The following is a 16372-nucleotide window of genomic DNA, read 5'->3' as shown; positions in this document are numbered from 1 at the left end:
TGGTTTCAAGGTTTAAGTAGGGAACGGGGTGGACTTTAAAATTCGGCGCCAGCCCAGTCCATGTACAGCTTTGCGTGCTTTCCAGCACACTGTGCGGGTCTAGAATCCTGTACATGGATTCCCCAACCCGGTGCATGAGGATTGCGATGCACAATCTGCCTTTTTTGGTTTTTTGATGCTCACACTGCGCCCGGAACTACAGACGCCCCTGGTGAGCCAGATCGTTGACGGCCTGCGCGGCATGATTGCCGGGCAGGCGCTGAAGCCGGGGGTCAAGCTGCCCTCCATCCGGGGTTTTGCCGCCATGCATGGCGTCAGCGTCTTCACGGTGGTGGAGGCCTACGACCGCCTGGTAGCCCAGGGATGGCTTGTTTCCCGGGCCAATGCCGGGTTTTTCGTCAAGCGCCGGGGTGACGAGGGGGCATCGGGCACGCCCTATGCGCAGCCCCCGCAGCCGAAATTCGACGCGCGCTGGTACCTCAAGCAGATATTCGAAAACCGCAACCTGCCGATGAAACCCGGCTGCGGCTGGCTGCCCCACGATTTCCTGTTCGGGGACGCGCTGCGCCGCAGCATGCGGCAGCTATCGGTGGACGGCTCTTCCCTGGAGGGTTACGGCCTGCCCCATGGGCATATGGCGCTGCGCATGGTCATCGCGGAGGCCCTGGCCGAAAACCAGATACCGGTTGAGGTGAGCCAGGTGCTGCTGACGCAGGGCTCCAGCCAGGCGCTGGACCTGGTGGCCCGGCAACTCCTCAAACCGGGCGACACCGTGCTGGTGGACAACCCGGGTTATCCCAACCTGATGTTCATGCTGCGTTTCCTGGGGGTCCATCTGGTGGGCGTGCCGCGCACTCCCACGGGTTACGACCTCGCCGCGCTGGAGGCGCTGCTGGCCGAGCACAAGCCCAAGGCCTTTTTCACGCAGCCCCGCCTGCAGAGCCCGACCTGCTCGATCGCCTCGGCGGCCCATCTGCACCGCCTGCTGCAGCTGGCCGAGGCGCATGATTTCATGCTGGTGGAAAACGATATCTACGCCGACATGGACCCAACCTCGCGCTCCACGCTGGCCAGCCTGGATCAACTGCGGCGCGTGGTGTACATCGGCAGCTTTTCCAAAACCATTTCCCCGAATCTGCGCGTGGGCTACCTGCTGGCGAGAGGTGAGCTGATAGAGGACCTGGCCCAGCTCAAGATGATTTCCGGGCTGACATCCTCGGACATCGCCGAGCGGCTGACCTTCGGCGTGGTCACCGACGGCCGCTGGCGCAAGCACCTCAAGTCGCTTCGGGAAAAGCTGGCCCTGGCGCATCGCAAGACCGAAAAGAATCTGACCAGCCTGGGATTCGAGCTTTTCCATGAGCCGGGGGCCGGCATGTACCTGTGGGCCCGGCACCCGGACCTTCCGGACGGTGCCGTGCTGTCCAAGGAGGCGACGCCCGAGGGCATCATGCTCGGGCCGGGGCAGCTGTTCCTGCTGGAGCCCCATCCCACGGGCTGGCTGCGCTTTAACGTGGCTTTCAGCGACGACGAGCGCATATGGCGCTTTTTGGCCCAGCGCATCGAGCTGGGCCGGCAAGCCGCGCAGTAGCCGGCCGATAGCCGCCCGGCGGCCGGGGGCCGTCAGATCTCGATGACGCGGCGGGCAAAGCCCTCAAGATAGTCCATGAGCTTGTTGGCGCCCAGCACCGCGGCGGCCTCGTCGCCCGTGGCGATGCCCTGGGCCAGCTCCATGTGAAAGCGCGCGCCTTCGGCGATCTCGCCCTCGTGCTGGTAGGCGTACCAGAAGCGGCGGCATTGCACGATCAGCGGCACCACGCTCTTGACGGCCGAGCTGTTGCGGCAGGCCTCGTGGTTGACCAGGTCCAGCTCGTGGTCGGCCGCCATATAGGCCTCGAGGTTGGCGCGTTCGGCGGCCTTGACCATCTTGGCCGCGCAGCCGACGATGGCCTTGCGCTGGGCCGCCGTGGCGCGGCGCGCCGAACACGCGGCGATCACGCCCTCGAGCACGCGCCGCGTGAGGATCACGTCCAGGTGGTCGGCCAGGTCGATGTTGGAGACCAGCAGGCCGCGCCGGGGCTGCTGCACGATCAGGCCTATGGAGACCATGCGCAGCAGCGCCTCGCGCACCGGGGTGCGGCCCAGCTGGGTGCGCTGGGCCAGGTCGGCCTCGACCACGGGCGCCCCGGGCTGCAGTTGCAAGGTGGCGATCATGGCTTCGATCGCGTCGTAGGCGACGTCGGCGGCCCGGCGCTTAAGGGGTGTGGGCTGTGCGGTCGTGGACAGGGACATGGTGTTGTTGGGCATCTCGGCGTTGCAGCAGGGCCTGCCATTCGCCGACCAGGCCACGCCGGAAGAACGATACACAGACGATGAAGGTCAGGCCTATGAGCACGGTTACCACGCCGCCCAGGGCGGCGAGGTGGTTCTGCAGGCTGACCACCAGTGTGGAGCCTACCACGGGCCCCCAACTGGTGCCTAGCCCTCCCAGCAGCGTCATCAGCAGCACTTCGGTCGAGGTGCTCAGCATCACGTCGTTGAGCGCCGACAGCTGCAGCACCAGCGCCTTGAGCGAGCCGGCCAGCCCGGCCAGCGCGGCCGACAGCATGAAGGCGTAAAGCTTGCAGCGGTCGGTGTCGTAGCCCAGCGAGACGGCGCGCGGCGCGTTGTCGCGCAGCGCCTTGAGCGCCTGGCCGAAGGGCGAATGCACGATGCGGTGTATGGCCAGGAAGGCCGCGACGAACACCGCCAGCGTGAAGTAATACATGTTGTTGTCCACCGAGAGGTCGACCAGGCCCAGCAGCTTGCCGCGCGGGATGCCCTGCATGCCATCCTCGCCGCCGGTCCAGGGGATTTGCACCGCCAGGAAGTAGGCCACCTGCGAGAGCGCCAGGGTGATCATCGCGAAATAGATGCCGGTGCGGCGTATCGCCAGCGTGCCTATCAGCCAGCCGATGGCGGTGGCCACGGCCATGCCCGCCAGGATGGCCAGCTCGACGGGAAAGCCGGCCGCGCCGAAGCGGATCATCAGGATGCCGGTGGTGTAGCCGGCCCAGCCAAAGAAGGCCGCATGGCCGAAGGACACCAGGCCGGTGAAACCGATCAGCAGGTTGAAGGCCAGCGCGAACAGCGCGTAGCACAGCACCTTCATGATGAAGACCGGGTAGGCGATTTCGGGGAAGGCCGGCACCAGCAGCGCGGGCAGCAGCAGCGCCAGCAGGATGCGCACGGGCATGGGGATGTGGGTGAGCAGGGATTTCATGGCTTCAGTGCTCCTTGCCGAAAAGGCCGGCGGGGCGGGTCAGCAGCACCACCGCCATGATGACGAACACCACCACGGTGGACGCCTCGGGGTAGAACACCTTGGTGAGGCCCTCGAGCAGGCCCAGGGCCAGGCCGCTGACGACGGCGCCCAGGATGGAGCCCAGCCCGCCTATCACCACCACGGCGAACACGATGTTGAGCAGGTTGGCGCCCATCAGCGGGTTGACCTGCATGATGGGTGTGGCCAGCACGCCGGCGACGCCCGCCAGGCCCACGCCGAAACCGTAGGTCAGCGTGATCATCAGCGGGATGTTGACGCCGAAGGCCTGCAGCAGCTTGGGGTTCTCGGTGCCGGCGCGCAGCAGGGCGCCCAGCCGGGTTTTCTCGAACAGGAACCAGGTGCAGCCGCAGATCAGGATGGAGGCCAGCACCACGAAGCCGCGGTACAGCGGCAAATACATAAATCCCAGGTCGACGCCGCCCTGCAGCAGCGCGGGCGGGTCATAGCTGGCGCCCGAGATGCCGTAGAAATGGCGGAACACGCCTTCAAGCACCAGCGAGACGCCGAAGGTCAGCAACAGGCCGTAAAGGTGGTCCAGGTGGTAGAGCCGCTTGAGCAGGGTTTTTTCAAGCAGCACCCCCAGGCCGCCGACGATGATGGGCGCCAGCACCAGCGCCGCCCAGAAGTTGATCTTGAACTCCGGGCCCAGCAGCAGCGGCAGCTGCGAAAAACCCATCCAGGCCAGGAAGGCGGCCACCATGAACTGCGCACCGTGCGCGAAGTTGATGATGTTGAGCAGGCCGAAGATGATCGCCAGGCCCATGCTCAGCATGGCGTAGAAGCAGCCGTTGATCAGGCCCACCAGCAACTGGGCCAGCAGGGACTGCATCGGGATGTCAAACATGATGTGTGTTTCGTCGGTGGCGCGGCGGCCGCCCCCTGGCATGCCGCCGCGCGCGGGATGGAATTACTTGCCGGCCTGGCAGGCGGGGTTGATGGGCGGGAACACGTCGGCGCCCTTGAGCACGGACTTGACCTTGTAGTAGTCCCAGGGCGCCTTGGACTCGGCCGGCGTCTTGACCTGCAGCAGCAGCATGTCGTGCACCAGCGCGCCGTCCTCGCGCAGCTTGCCCTTGCGGATCACCGCGTCGTCGATGGTCATCTTGCGCAGCTGCGCCATGACGGCCTTGGCCTCGTCGGTGCCGGCGGCCTGCACGGCCTTGAGGTAGCTCAGCGTGGCCGAGTAGACACCGGCCTGGGCGGCGGTGGGCATGCGTTTTTGTATCTCGAAGAACTTCCGGGACCAGGCGCGCGAGCGATCGTCGAAGTCCCAGTAAAAGGCTTCGCTCAGGTACATGCCCTGGGCCTTGTCCAGGCCTATGCTGTGCACGTCGGAGATGTAGGTCAGCAGCGGCGCGACCACCTGCTTGCGCGTGATGCCGTATTCATTGGCCTGTTTGATGGCGTTGACCGTGTCGTTGCCGGCATTGGCCAGTGCGATGACGTCGGCCTTGGAGGCCTGGGCCTTGAGCAGGAAGGACGAAAAATCGTTGCCGGGGAAGGGGTGGCGCGAGCTGCCGACCACGCTGCCGCCGTCGGCCTTGATGACCTCGGTCGCGTCCTTTTCAAGCGAATGGCCGAAGGTGTAGTCGGCGGTGACGAAGTACCAGGTCTTCTTGCCCTCCTTGACCAGCGCGCGCGCCGTGCCGGCCGCCAGCGCGTAGGTGTTGGTGGTCCACTGCGCGGTCAGCGGCGTGCATTTTTCGCCGAGGATGGCGGTGGCCAGGCCCGAGGAGGGCATGACCACGCGGTTTTTCTGCCGGGCGATTTCCATCACGGCCAGCGCGGTGGAGGTGGTGGGGAAGTCCGTCACCATGTCGACCTTGCCCTGGTCGAACCAGCCGCGCGCCAGGTTGGCCGCCACGTCGGGCTTGTTCTGGTGGTCGGCGAAGACCAACTCGACCGGCTTGCCCAGCACCTTGCCGCCCATCTCCTCGATGGCCATGCGCGCCGCCGTGACCGAGCCCTGGCCGGACAGGTCGGAATAAATGCCCGAGAGGTCGTTGAGCACGCCTATCTTCACGACGTCATCGCTGACCTGGGCGTGGACGGAGAAAGACGAAAGGGCCGCGCAGGCCGCCAGGCAGACGGAGAGTTTGCGAAATTGCATAAAGGGCTCCATGGGTTAAGGAAAAAAGCAAAGGGAAGGGGAGGGGCGGGGTGAAAAACTCAGATGCCGAGCAGCTCGTCAAGCCGGCTTTGCCGGGATTCGACCTCGCGCTGCGCCATGACTTCGACCACCTGACCGTGCTCGATCACGTAGTGGCGGTCCGCCAGGTGTTTGGCGAAGCGGAAGTTCTGCTCCACCAGCACGATGGTGAAGCCGCGCGCCTTGAGCTCGCGTATCACCTGGCCGAGCTTTTGCACGATCACGGGCGCCAGGCCTTCGGTGATCTCGTCGAGCAGCAGCAGCTGGGCGCCGGTGCGCAGGATGCGCGCCATCGCGAGCATCTGCTGCTCGCCGCCCGACAGCCGTGTGCCGGGGCTGTTGGCGCGTTCCTGGAGGTTGGGGAACATGGCGTAGATCTGCTCCAGCGACATGCCGCCTTCGCCGACCTTGGGCAAGAGCAACAGGTTTTCCTCGGCGGTCAGCGAGGCATAGATGCCGCGCTCTTCGGGGCAATAACCCAGCCCCAGGCGGGCGATGCGGTGCGGCGGCAGGCCGATGGTTTCCTTGCCCGCCACGCGGATCGAGCCGGTGCGCTTGCCGACCAGCCCGAGGATGGCGCGCAGCGTGGAGGTGCGGCCCGCGCCGTTGCGGCCCAGCAGGGTGATGCATTCGCCGGCCTTGACGTCCAGGTTGATGCCTTGCAGCACATGCGATTCGCCGTACCAGGCGTGCAGGTCGCGGATGGTGAGCATGGCCTCGCCGGCGGGGTGGAGGGGTTCAGGCATCTTCTTCGACTCCCATATAGGCTTCACGCACGGCCGGGTTGGCGGAAACCTCGGCATAAGGCCCCTCGGCCAGCACCTCGCCGCGCTGCAGCACGGTGATGGTGTCGCTGATGTCGGCCACCACCTTCATGTTGTGCTCCACCATCAGCACGGTGCGCTGCGCCGAGACCTGCTTGATCAGTTGTTTGATGCGGTCCACGTCCTCATGGCCCATGCCCTGCGTGGGCTCGTCGAGCAGCAGCAGTTCCGGCTCCAGGGCCAGCGTGGTGGCGATTTCCAGCGTGCGCTTGCGGCCGTAGGGCAGGTCGCCGGCGAGCAGCGCGGCAAAACGCGCCAGGCCCACCTGCTCGAGCAGGGCCATGGCCGGCGCGTCAAGCTTGCGCATGGCCGCGATCGACTGCCAGAAGTGGTATTCCACGCCCAGCTTGCGCTGCAGCGCGATCTTGACGTTCTCCAGCACCGTGAGCTGCGGGAACACGGCCGAGATCTGGAAGGAGCGCACGATGCCGCGGCGCGCGGTCTGCGCGGGTTTCTCTTGTGTGATGTCGGCGCCGTTGAAGAGGATTTTTCCTTCGGTCGGCGTGTGGAACTTGGTCAGCAGGTTGAAGACCGTGGTCTTGCCGGCGCCGTTGGGGCCTATCAGCGCGTGTATGCTGCCGCGCCGCACGCGCAGGGCGACGTCGCGCACGGCGACAAAACCGCGGAACTCCTTGGTCAGCCCCTGCGTTTCGAGAATGATGTCCTGTGGCATGGTGGTGGGTGGGTGCTTTCAGTCAGGGGTGTGGGGACTTGCCAGCGTGGCGATGCGCGCGGGCGACAGCGGCGGCCTGGGCGTGGGCGGCGTCCAGCCGAACAAAAAATTCGCCGCCGCGCCGCAGACGCGGCCCTGGCAGGCGCCCATGCCGCAGCGCGTGTGCAGCTTGGCTTCGGTCCAGCTGCCGCAGCCGGCGAGCGCGGCCTGCGTCACGTCTTCGCAGCGGCAGACCAGGGTCTCGGGCCGCGCCAGGTTCTTGAGCGAGGGCGCGAGGGCAAAGTGCCGCTGCAGCTGCTCGGCGAAGGCTTGCCAGTGCGCGCGTTCCGCGTGGTGGCGCTGCGCGGCGGCGCTGTCCCCGATGGCCGCCAGCCCGGCGATGCGGCCCTGCGCGAGCGCGCGCTCACTGCCGCCCACGCCTGTGCATTCACCGGCCGCGTAGACACCGGCCACGCTGGTCGATTGCAGGCCGTCAACGGCCAGGGCCTGTGCGCCGCCACCGGCCGGCGCCAGCGCGCAGCCCAGCAACTGGCCCAGTTCGGTGTTGGGCACCAGGCCGAAACCGCAGGCCACACGGTCGCAGGCGATCTCGGTCTCGTGGCCGGCATGCAGCAGGCGCGCGGACTGCACGCGGCCCTCGCCTTGCGCCGAGACCACGCGGGTGCCGGTGCGGTAGCGCGCGCTGGTCAGGCCCAGGGCCTGGGTGGCCTTGCCGGGCCAGCGCAGCAATTGCGCCGCAAAACCCGCGACGGCCGGCAGGCCGGCCTGCTCGGCGATGCGGACAACTTTTGCGCCGGCGCGTCGCGCCGTGTCGGCCGCCACCAGCAGCAGCGGGCCGCTGCCGGCGATCACGATGCGTTCACCCGCCACCGGCAGGCCGGCCTTGACCAGGGCCTGCAAACCGCCGGCGCCTGTGACGCCGGGCAGCGTCCAGCCGGGGAAGGGCAGCAGCAGCTCGCGCGCGCCCGTGCACAGGATCAATTTGCCATAGGGCTGCACCCAGCCTTGTTTGGCATCTTCCAGCAGCAGCGCGCCGGCGCCGGCCAGGCTGACCACGCGCGTGCCGCACAGCAGGCGCACATTGGCGCAGCCTGCCAGCGCCTCGCGCATGCGCAGCGCCTGCGGCGTCAAATGGGCGCCCGGGCCGTCGCGCCAGATCTGGCCGCCCAGGACCGGGTTGTCGTCCAGCAGTGTGATGCGCGCCCCGCTGGGCGCGGCGGCCAGCGCGGCCGCCATGCCGGCCGGGCCTGCGCCGACGATCAGCAGCTCGCACGGAGCGGCGGCGGGTGGGGGCTTGTCGGGAGCGTTCATGGATGCTGTCCTCCATCTTGAAGTCCGGTGTCCACGCGCAGGCCGTCGCTGCACAGGGTCTGGCAGGCCAGGCGGCGCCGGCCGTCGATGTCGACGCGGCATTCCTGGCAGATGCCCATGCCGCAAAAAGGTGCGCGGGCTTCACCGTGCACGGAGCGGCGTGCCACGCCCATGTGCGCGGCGTCGGCGATGCGCAGCGCCGCGGCCACAGACGTTCCCGTCTTGACCGACACTGGCCGGCCGTTGACGTGGATCGTCACGGTGTCTGGTGTTTTCATGGCTGTTCGGTTTCCGCAAGCCGCTGGGCATGCGGCGTGGGGGCGAAGGCGGGCATGGCACCGGTCATCTGTGCGGCCGGCAGTTGTGCGTGTTCAGTAACTCGCCAGCGCCGTGGGCTGGGCATTCTTGAACGTGAACACCGTAATGGGCGCCTGGGTCATGTTGCCCTTGTCGTCATAGGTGTAGGTGCCCGCGACGCCCTTGTAGCTGCCCTTGTAGATTTCGGCGCCGACCTTGGCCACGTCGATGGAGTCGGCTTTGCGCATGGCCTCGCCGATCAGCATCGTCTGGTCATAGAAGGAAGCGCCGTAGGCGTCCGTATCGAGGTTGAAGCGCTTTTTGTATTTGGCCTTGAAGGCCGGTCCACCTGCGGCCTTTTCCAGCATGGAGCCGCCTTGCGCGCAAAAAACCGTGTCGTTAACCGCTTCGCCGCCGAGCTTGCCCATTTCGGGGCTGCAGAGCGTGTCGCCGCCCAGCAGCTTGGCGGACAGGCCCAGCTGTTTCATCTGGCGCACCATGGGCGCGGCCTGCGGTGCGTAGCCGCCGAAGAAGATGGCTTCCGGTTTCTGCGCCTTGAGGTTGGTCAGGATGGCGAGGAAATCCACGGCCTTGTCGGTCGTGAACTCCTGCCCGACCACGGTGAGGCCCTGCTTTTTGGCTTCCTTGACGAATTCTTCCGCAACGCCCTGGCCGAACGCCGTGCGGTCGTCAATCACGCCGACCTTGCTGACCTTCAGGACCTTGGCGGCATACACCGCCATGCTGGAGCCGATCTGTGTGTCGCTGGCAATGATCCGGAACAGGTTTTTGTAGCCGCCCTGGGTGACCTTGGGGTTGGTGCCCACGGTCGACATCATGGCGCCACCTTCGCTGTATACCCGTGAAGCGGGAATCGCAACGCCCGAGCAATAGGGGCCCATGATGTACTTCACTTTGCCGTCAACGAGTTTTTGGGCTGCGGCCACGCCGGCCTTGGCGTCGCACTGGTCGTCCTCCGACTGCAGTTCGAACTTGAGTGTCTTGCCACCCACCACCATTTTTTTGGCATTGAGTTCTTCGATCGCCAGACGCACGCCGTTTTCGTTGTCCTTGCCGGCGAACGCGTTCGGCCCCGAAAGCGGGCCGGTGTGGCCGATGGCCACGACCTGTTCCTGGGCCTGTGCCGCTGAGGCCAGCGCGATGGCTGCGATGCCGATCAATGAAACGATGCTGTTGCGATGTGTCATGGGTGTCTCCTCGGTGCGGGTTGCGGGGGTTGGAAAAATTTACGGGGCGGACTGGTACTGCGCCGGCCGCGTGGCCAGGGCTTTTTTGACGATGGCTTCGACGAATTCGCGCTCGGCGCCTACCAGCGGCAGGCGCGGGCGGCGCATGTGCTCGGTGCCCACGCCGACCAGGGCGTCGATGAGCTTGAGGTTTTGCACCAGCTTGGTGGAGACGTCCAGGTGCAGCATGGGCGTCATCCACTGGTAGAGCTTGAGTGCTTCGGCGAATTGGCCGGCCTTCATCAGGTCATAGAGCGCCACGGTCTCGCGCGGGAAGGCGCAGCCCACGCCGGCCAGCAGGCCGTCGCAGCCCAGCGCGAGGCCTTCGTAGGCCAGGTCGTCCACGCCGAGGAAGAGCTGGTAGCGCTCGCCCACCGTGTTGCGCAGGTCGGTGATGCGGCGGATGTTGTCGGTGCTCTCCTTGATGGCGACCAGCCATTCGCAGTCGGCCAGCTCGGCCATGTGCTCGGGCTTCAAGTCCACCCGGTAGGCGACCGGGTTGTTGTAAATCATGACCGGCTTGCGCGCGGCCTCGGCCATGGTGCGCACATTGAGCATGGCTTCGCGCGCATCGGCCACGTAGATCACCGAGGGCATGACCATAAAGCCGTCTACGCCGAGCTGGTTGGCGCCGGCGATATAACGCAGCGCCTCGCGGGTGCTGGTTTCCGACACATTGGCCAGCACCGGGATGCGGCCCTTGCTGGCGTCCAGGGCGATCTTGGCGACCTGGAGCTTTTCCTCCAGCGACAGCGTGCTGGCCTCACCCAGCGAGCCGCAGGTCACCAGGCCGTGGATGCCGTTGCGGATCTGGAAGTCGATGTGCCGGGCCGTGCCTTCGGCGTCAATGCTTTCGTCGGCGTGGAATTTGGTGGTGACGGCGGGAAAAATGCCTTGCCAGCGGGGGTTGTTCAAGGGAGTGCTCCTGAGGATGGGGGATGAAAAAGGGCTTGGATGTAAATATATTAAGAAGATATTTAAATTATCTTTATAGGGTATTAAGCAGCTTGCGTGCCAGCGGATTTGGCGGTAAAGGAGGGCTGGATGCCTGGTTTTGGGGCCGCCGTGCGGCGCGGCTGGCGCCTTGGCGCCGGGGCGGTGCGCCGGGCACCGCCTTGATGCGCCGGCCCTGCGCGGGGCCTGGCTTGGCGCCGGGGCTGCCGAAGGGGTCCACGCCTATAATCGAATGTTCAAGTAAATCAAGCGCTTAGGTGGGTTCGACGCAGTGGGTACGACCTGAGGTCGCCGGCGGCCGGCCACCTTCGCCAGACCACAAAATCCAAGATGAGCCAGCCCACTTTCACTGTCGCCGACATCCGCAAGACCTTCCTCGATTTCTTCGCGTCCAAGGGGCACACCGTGGTGCCCTCCAGCTCGCTGGTGCCGGGCAACGACCCGACGCTGATGTTCACCAACTCCGGCATGGTGCAGTTCAAGGATGTGTTCCTGGGCACCGACAAGCGTCCTTATGTGCGCGCCGTGTCCGTCCAGGCCTGCCTGCGCGCCGGCGGCAAGCACAACGACCTGGAAAACGTGGGCTACACCGCGCGCCACCACACCTTCTTCGAGATGCTGGGCAACTGGAGCTTCGGCGACTACTTCAAGCGCGAGTCGCTCAAGTGGGCCTGGGAGCTGCTGACCGAGGTTTACAAGCTGCCGCCTGAGCGCCTGATGGCCACGGTGTATCTGGAAGACGACGAGGCCTACGACATCTGGACCAAGGAAATCGGCCTGCCGCCCGAGCGCGTGATCCGCATCGGCGACAACAAGGGCGGCCGCTACAAGTCCGACAACTTCTGGATGATGGCCGACACCGGGCCCTGCGGCCCGTGCAGCGAAATCTTTTACGACCACGGCGACCACATTCCCGGCGGCCCGCCCGGCAGCCCCGATGAAGACGGCGACCGCTTCATCGAAATCTGGAACAACGTGTTCATGCAGTTCGACATGGCGGCCGACGGCAGCGTCACCAAGCTGCCCGCGCCCTGCGTGGACACCGGCATGGGCCTGGAGCGCCTGGCCGCCATCCTGCAGCATGTGCATAGCAATTACGAGATCGACATCTTCGAGGCGCTGATCAAGGCCGCCAGCCGTGAAACCGGCGAGAAGGACCTGGGCAACAAGTCGCTGCGCGTGATCGCCGACCACATTCGCGCCACCGCCTTCCTGGTCAGCGACGGCGTCAACCCGTCCAACGAGGGCCGCGGTTATGTGCAGCGCCGCATCATCCGCCGCGCGATCCGCCATGGCTACAAGCTGGGCAAGAAGACGCCTTTCTTCCACAAGCTGGTGGCTGACCTCGCCAAACTGATGGGCGACGCCTATCCCAAGCTCAGGACCGACGAAGCCCGCATCACCGCCGTGCTCAAGGCCGAGGAAGAGCGCTTCTTTGAAACGCTGGAAATCGGCATGACCATCCTGGACACGGCGCTGGCCGGCGGCGCCAAGGTGCTGCCGGGCGAGGTGGCCTTCAAGCTGCACGACACCTACGGCTTCCCGCTGGACTTGTCGGCCGACGTCTGCCGCGAGCGCGGCGTCGAGGTTGACGAGGCCGGCTTCAAGGCCGCGATGGACAAGCAAAAGAACCAGGCGCGCGCCGCCGGCAAGTTCAAGATGGACCGCGCGCTCGAATACACCGGCAGCGGCAATACCTTTACCGGCTACGAGCTGCTCGAAGAGCCCGCAAAAGTGGTGGCGCTTTATGCCGACGGCGTGGCCGTGCAGGCCCTCAATGCCGGGCAAAGCGGTGTGGTAGTGCTGGACACCACGCCTTTTTACGCCGAAAGCGGCGGCCAGGTCGGCGACCAGGGCCGCATCACCGCGGCCGGTGCCAGCTTCGCGGTGGACGACACGCAGAAAATCCGCGCCGATGTGTTCGGCCACCACGGCACGCAGGAAGAGGGCACACTCAAGGTCGGCGATACGGTGAAGGCGCAAGTCAACACCGCCGTGCGCGCCGCCACCGTGCGCAACCACAGCGCTACCCACTTGATGCACAAGGCCCTGCGCGAAGTCCTGGGCGAGCATGTGCAGCAAAAGGGCAGCCTGGTGAACGCCGAGCGCACCCGCTTTGACTTCGCGCACGGCGCGCCGGTGACCGACGCGCAGATCCGCGAGATCGAAGCCCGCGTCAATGCCGAAATCCTCTCCAACGTGGCGACCGATGCCAGCGTGATGGACATGGAAGCCGCGCAAAAAAGCGGCGCCATGATGCTGTTCGGCGAGAAATACGGCGAGCGCGTGCGCGTGCTGACCATAGGCTCAAGCAAGGAACTCTGCGGCGGCACCCATGTGGCGCGCACCGGCGACATAGGCCTGTTCAAGATCGTCGGCGAGAGCGGCGTGGCCGCCGGCGTGCGGCGCGTGGAAGCCGTCACCGGCGAAAACGCGCTGGCCTATCTGCAGTCGCTGGAGTCCACGGTGCAGGCCGCGGCCGGCTCGCTCAAGGCCAGCCCGACCGAGCTGCAGGGCCGCATCGGCCAGGTGCTGGACCAGGTCAAGACGCTGGAAAAAGAAATCGCCGGGCTCAAGGGCAAGCTGGCGTCTTCGCAAGGCGATGAGCTGCTCACGCAGGCGGTGGACGTCAAGGGCCTGAAAGTGCTGGCCGCGAAACTCGAAGGCGCCGACGCCAAGACGCTGCGCGACACCATGGACAAGCTCAAGGACAAGCTCAAGACCGCCGTCATCGTGCTGGCCGCGGTCGACGGCGACAAGGTGCAGATCGCCGCGGGTGTGACGGCCGACAGCGTGGGCAAGGTCAAGGCCGGCGAACTCGTGAACTTTGTGGCCCAGCAAGTCGGCGGCAAGGGCGGCGGCAAGGCCGACATGGCCATGGCCGGCGGCACCGATGCCTCCAAGCTGGGCGATGCGCTGAAGTCGGTGCAGGGCTGGGTGGGCGAGCGCGCCTGACAGCGGTTTAAAAAACAAAAGGCCGGTTTCCCCGAGGGGAACCGGCCTTTTTCTTTTGGTGAATTGCTTTGTTTACACCGCAGCCCAGAACACCGCGAACCAGCTGTTGGGATCGGTCCAGTATTCGATGTGCTTGAAGCCGGCCTGCCGCAGCAAGGCCGTCATGCCCGGGACCGTGTACTTGTAGGAGCACTCGGTGTGTATGCGTTCGCCGGCCTGGAAGCTGCGCTCGTGGCCGGGCCAGCGCACCGTCAGTTCATCCGTCGCTTCCAGGTGCATCTCGATGCGCGACTCCCTGGCATTGAACAGCGCCACATGGCGCCATTGCCGCAGGTCAAAGTCCGAGCCCAGCAAGTCGTTGATATTGAGCAGCAGGTTTTTGTTGAAGGCGCCGGTCACGCCCAGCGCGTCGTCGTAGGCGGCCTCCAGGCGCGCCGTGTCCTTGACCAGGTCTATGCCCAGCAGCAGGCCGCGCGCCTTGCCCTGCGCCGGGTCGGCGATGTGCTCCAGGAACTGCAAGGCCTGGCCGGGGTGAAAGTTGCCCAGGCTGGAGCCCGGGTAGAAAAACACCCGCTCATGCGCCTGGACTTCGCCCGGCAGGGCCAGCCCGGCCGAAAAATCCATGCCCAGGCCGACGATGTCGAGCGCCGGAAAGTTGTTTTGCACCTGCTCGGCCGCATCGCGCAAAAAATCGACCGAGATGTCGACCGGCACGTACTGGCGCGGCTGCAGGTGCGGTATCAAGGCCATGGCCTTGGCGCAGTTGCCCGCGCCCAGGTCGATCAGGCAGGGCTGCTGGATGCCCGCCTCGGCCAGCGTGGCGGCGATGTGCGTTCGCGCCGCCTCGAAGATGCCGGCTTCGGTGCGCGTGGGGTAGTACTCGTCCAGGCCGGTGATGGCCTCGAAGAGTTTGGAGCCCAGCGCGTTGTAAAAGAATTTGGGCGACACGGCCGCCGCCGGGGCCAGCAGTGCTTCCGTCAGCTCCTGCACCGTTGCATGCATGGCCTGCGCGTCGCTGTCCGGACGGTAGAGGTCAATGAATTGCGGGGACGCAGGAGGCAGCTGGAGCGAGAGGGCCGAGATGTTGAGTGGTAGGTTCAAGATTCGCCTTGGCTACGGTTATTTGGTTATAGATTTAAAAGCCGTTCGAAAAGAGTGTTTGTAGGACTGAATCGCTTTGGGCGCAAGCGGCGCCGGCCAAATGCTGTCCTATATAGGGTTCGCGCCGCCGGGCGGGCCAACGCTGCTGCTGTGCCGGTGCTGTCTTTTGCAGCGGCGTGCGGACCTCCTGTGGCATTTGGTCGCCCCAGGTTGTCATTTCTTACAAAAAAGCGCTTACAAAGAGCCGGCGCCGCTGGCGAGCGCCGGCATGGCCGCGCGGGCGGGCTTATGGCGTCGGCAGGGCCTGGCTTGTGGGCTCGGTCCCCTGCGCAAACTGCCTCAGGGTGTCACCGGCCATGCGGTAGCGCACCCATTCGGCCTGCGGTTTGGCCCCCAGCGACTGGTAAAACTGGATGGCCGGCTCGTTCCAGTCCAGCACACTCCATTCGAAGCGCCCGCAGCCGCTGTCAAAAGCCAGCCGGGCCAGGTGGCGGAGCAGCCGCTTGCCGGCGCCGCTGCCCCGGTGTTGGGGCGACACGTACAAATCCTCCAGGTACATGCCTTTGCGGCCCAGCCAGGTGGAATAGCTCAGGAAGTACACCGCATAACCCACGGGCTGGCCGTCTATCTCGCAAATCAGGGCGCGGGCGGGTGTGCCTGGCTCAAACAGGCTGCGTTCAATGTCCGCGGTGCTCGCAACGACCTCATGTTCCGCTTTTTCATAAATGGCCAGTTCGACGATGAAGTTGTGGATCAGCGCAGCGTCGCCAGCTTGCGCTTCCCGGATATCGATGTTCATGAAACTTCCTGTGATTGGTGTGTAGGCGCCCGCATGGATACATGCATGGTGGCTCGGTTACGCTAGCACCATCCTACCAATGCCAGGCCCATGACGATTCCGCCCTTTTCTCGTCGCCATCTTCTGCAACAGGCGCTCGCCATCAGCGCCGGTGCCGCCGTGTTTCCGGCGAGGCCGCAGGGCTTGACCGGCCCTGCGTATGAAGTCAGCCCCTGGGCCGGCCCGGTGGCCGCTTTCGCGCTGGTGGACACCACCGGCAAGACCTGGCAAGCCGCCGACCTGCGCGGCCGGGCCGTGCTGCTGAATTTCTGGGCCAGCTGGTGCGAACCCTGCCGTGCCGAGATGCCCACGCTGCAACAGGTGGCGGATTTTTACGGGCCCGAGAAACTGCTGGTGCTGGCCATCAACTTCAAGGAGCCGCCCGCGCGTGCCCTGCAGTTCGCCAGGACCACGGGCGTGACGCTGCCGGTATTGCTGGACCTCGACGGCAAGGCGGCGCGGGGCTGGGGTGTGAAGGTATTCCCGACAACCCTGATGATGGACACGGCCGGCCGGCCGCGCCTGCGCGTCAAGGGCGAAGTCGACTGGACCGGCCCCGCGGCTGCGAAGCTGATTGACGGGCTGCTCAAGCCTTGAGCATGTCCGCCGCAAGGCAGCGGCGATAATCGCAGCCTGACATCCCGCAGCATCTTTACCTGCTGCGGTGCACGTCACCCTCACCCCACCCGGAGATCCTT

The 16372-nt window shown here is 65.7% G+C and carries 15 protein-coding genes; 3 read left to right on the top strand and 12 right to left on the bottom strand.

The features are described 5' to 3' along the window. The first annotated feature begins 175 nt into the window (after positions 1 to 175). Positions 176 to 1591 carry an aminotransferase-like domain-containing protein gene (locus AC1DUN_RS20235; protein WP_477715539.1) on the top strand — a complete coding sequence of 472 codons (1416 nt, stop codon included), beginning with the start codon at positions 176 to 178 and terminating at the stop codon, positions 1589 to 1591. Positions 1592 to 1623: 32 nt separating this feature from the next. Here the strand turns inward: AC1DUN_RS20235 and AC1DUN_RS20230 are convergent, their stop codons facing one another. The 10 genes from AC1DUN_RS20230 to AC1DUN_RS20185 form a co-directional block, all read right to left on the bottom strand. Further along, positions 1624 to 2292: a GntR family transcriptional regulator gene (locus AC1DUN_RS20230; RefSeq protein WP_139200906.1), complete on the bottom strand. Its 669-nt coding sequence runs from the start codon at positions 2290 to 2292 to the stop codon at positions 1624 to 1626. Next, positions 2255 to 3262: a branched-chain amino acid ABC transporter permease gene (locus AC1DUN_RS20225; protein WP_217631803.1), complete on the bottom strand. Its 1008-nt coding sequence runs from the start codon at positions 3260 to 3262 to the stop codon at positions 2255 to 2257. The genes AC1DUN_RS20230 and AC1DUN_RS20225 overlap by 38 nt, the downstream gene beginning before the upstream one ends. A 4-nt stretch (positions 3263 to 3266) precedes the next feature. Then, positions 3267 to 4169, bottom strand: a complete 903-nt coding sequence (locus tag AC1DUN_RS20220) for a branched-chain amino acid ABC transporter permease (RefSeq protein ID WP_477715538.1) — start codon at positions 4167 to 4169, stop codon at positions 3267 to 3269. Between the two features lie 63 nt (positions 4170 to 4232). Further along, positions 4233 to 5435, bottom strand: a complete 1203-nt coding sequence (locus tag AC1DUN_RS20215) for an ABC transporter substrate-binding protein (protein ID WP_477715537.1) — start codon at positions 5433 to 5435, stop codon at positions 4233 to 4235. A 59-nt stretch (positions 5436 to 5494) separates the two neighbouring features. Beyond that, positions 5495 to 6220, bottom strand: coding sequence for an ABC transporter ATP-binding protein (locus AC1DUN_RS20210; protein ID WP_477715536.1), 726 nt, complete (start codon positions 6218 to 6220; stop codon positions 5495 to 5497). Continuing rightward, the gene (locus AC1DUN_RS20205) at positions 6213 to 6971 is read right to left on the bottom strand and encodes an ABC transporter ATP-binding protein (RefSeq protein WP_477715535.1); all 759 of its coding nucleotides are present in this window, start codon (positions 6969 to 6971) and stop codon (positions 6213 to 6215) included. The genes AC1DUN_RS20210 and AC1DUN_RS20205 overlap by 8 nt, the downstream gene beginning before the upstream one ends. Before the next feature lie 18 nt (positions 6972 to 6989). Further along, positions 6990 to 8282 carry an FAD-dependent oxidoreductase gene (locus tag AC1DUN_RS20200; protein WP_477715534.1) on the bottom strand — a complete coding sequence of 431 codons (1293 nt, stop codon included), beginning with the start codon at positions 8280 to 8282 and terminating at the stop codon, positions 6990 to 6992. Continuing rightward, positions 8279 to 8560, bottom strand: coding sequence for a 2Fe-2S iron-sulfur cluster-binding protein (locus AC1DUN_RS20195; protein ID WP_477715533.1), 282 nt, complete (start codon positions 8558 to 8560; stop codon positions 8279 to 8281). The genes AC1DUN_RS20200 and AC1DUN_RS20195 overlap by 4 nt, the downstream gene beginning before the upstream one ends. Positions 8561 to 8653: 93 nt before the next feature. Beyond that, on the bottom strand, positions 8654 to 9787 hold the full coding sequence (locus AC1DUN_RS20190) for a branched-chain amino acid ABC transporter substrate-binding protein (protein WP_477715532.1): 1134 nt from the start codon (positions 9785 to 9787) through the stop codon (positions 8654 to 8656). A 39-nt stretch (positions 9788 to 9826) separates the two neighbouring features. Further along, positions 9827 to 10741 carry a dihydrodipicolinate synthase family protein gene (locus AC1DUN_RS20185; RefSeq protein ID WP_477715531.1) on the bottom strand — a complete coding sequence of 305 codons (915 nt, stop codon included), beginning with the start codon at positions 10739 to 10741 and terminating at the stop codon, positions 9827 to 9829. 369 nt (positions 10742 to 11110) lie between these two features. On the opposite strand from AC1DUN_RS20185, the gene alaS reads away from it, so the two are divergent. Continuing rightward, positions 11111 to 13735, top strand: coding sequence for an alanine--tRNA ligase (alaS, locus tag AC1DUN_RS20180; RefSeq protein WP_477715530.1), 2625 nt, complete (start codon positions 11111 to 11113; stop codon positions 13733 to 13735). Positions 13736 to 13807: 72 nt separating this feature from the next. On the opposite strand, the gene egtD is transcribed toward alaS, so the two are convergent. Together egtD and AC1DUN_RS20170 are read right to left on the bottom strand one after the other, a co-directional pair. Next, the gene (gene egtD / locus AC1DUN_RS20175; RefSeq protein ID WP_477715529.1) at positions 13808 to 14836 is read right to left on the bottom strand and encodes an L-histidine N(alpha)-methyltransferase; all 1029 of its coding nucleotides are present in this window, start codon (positions 14834 to 14836) and stop codon (positions 13808 to 13810) included. 286 nt (positions 14837 to 15122) lie between these two features. Then, positions 15123 to 15635, bottom strand: a complete 513-nt coding sequence (locus AC1DUN_RS20170; protein ID WP_477715528.1) for an N-acetyltransferase family protein — start codon at positions 15633 to 15635, stop codon at positions 15123 to 15125. A gap of 90 nt (positions 15636 to 15725) precedes the next feature. Between AC1DUN_RS20170 and AC1DUN_RS20165 the strand changes: the two genes are divergently transcribed. After that, positions 15726 to 16271 (top strand): TlpA family protein disulfide reductase, encoded by a 546-nt coding sequence (locus tag AC1DUN_RS20165; protein ID WP_477715527.1) that lies wholly within the window; start codon positions 15726 to 15728, stop codon positions 16269 to 16271. Positions 16272 to 16372 lie beyond the last annotated feature (101 nt).

The organism is Polaromonas sp. P4_F6, assembly GCF_056401275.1.
This window is presented reverse-complemented; position numbering and strand designations above follow the sequence as displayed.

What these genes read in the sequence shown, in the direction of transcription:
- AC1DUN_RS20235 (WP_477715539.1), top strand. Translation starts at nt 176, where the DNA reads ATGCTCACACTGCGCCCGGAACTACAGACGCCCCTGGTGAGCCAGATC.
- AC1DUN_RS20230 (WP_139200906.1), bottom strand. Translation starts at nt 2,292, where the DNA reads ATGTCCCTGTCCACGACCGCACAGCCCACACCCCTTAAGCGCCGGGCC.
- AC1DUN_RS20225 (WP_217631803.1), bottom strand. Translation starts at nt 3,262, where the DNA reads ATGAAATCCCTGCTCACCCACATCCCCATGCCCGTGCGCATCCTGCTG.
- AC1DUN_RS20220 (WP_477715538.1), bottom strand. Translation starts at nt 4,169, where the DNA reads ATGTTTGACATCCCGATGCAGTCCCTGCTGGCCCAGTTGCTGGTGGGC.
- AC1DUN_RS20215 (WP_477715537.1), bottom strand. Translation starts at nt 5,435, where the DNA reads ATGCAATTTCGCAAACTCTCCGTCTGCCTGGCGGCCTGCGCGGCCCTT.
- AC1DUN_RS20210 (WP_477715536.1), bottom strand. Translation starts at nt 6,220, where the DNA reads ATGCCTGAACCCCTCCACCCCGCCGGCGAGGCCATGCTCACCATCCGC.
- AC1DUN_RS20205 (WP_477715535.1), bottom strand. Translation starts at nt 6,971, where the DNA reads ATGCCACAGGACATCATTCTCGAAACGCAGGGGCTGACCAAGGAGTTC.
- AC1DUN_RS20200 (WP_477715534.1), bottom strand. Translation starts at nt 8,282, where the DNA reads ATGAACGCTCCCGACAAGCCCCCACCCGCCGCCGCTCCGTGCGAGCTG.
- AC1DUN_RS20195 (WP_477715533.1), bottom strand. Translation starts at nt 8,560, where the DNA reads ATGAAAACACCAGACACCGTGACGATCCACGTCAACGGCCGGCCAGTG.
- AC1DUN_RS20190 (WP_477715532.1), bottom strand. Translation starts at nt 9,787, where the DNA reads ATGACACATCGCAACAGCATCGTTTCATTGATCGGCATCGCAGCCATC.
- alaS (WP_477715530.1), top strand. Translation starts at nt 11,111, where the DNA reads ATGAGCCAGCCCACTTTCACTGTCGCCGACATCCGCAAGACCTTCCTC.
- AC1DUN_RS20170 (WP_477715528.1), bottom strand. Translation starts at nt 15,635, where the DNA reads ATGAACATCGATATCCGGGAAGCGCAAGCTGGCGACGCTGCGCTGATC.
- AC1DUN_RS20165 (WP_477715527.1), top strand. Translation starts at nt 15,726, where the DNA reads ATGACGATTCCGCCCTTTTCTCGTCGCCATCTTCTGCAACAGGCGCTC.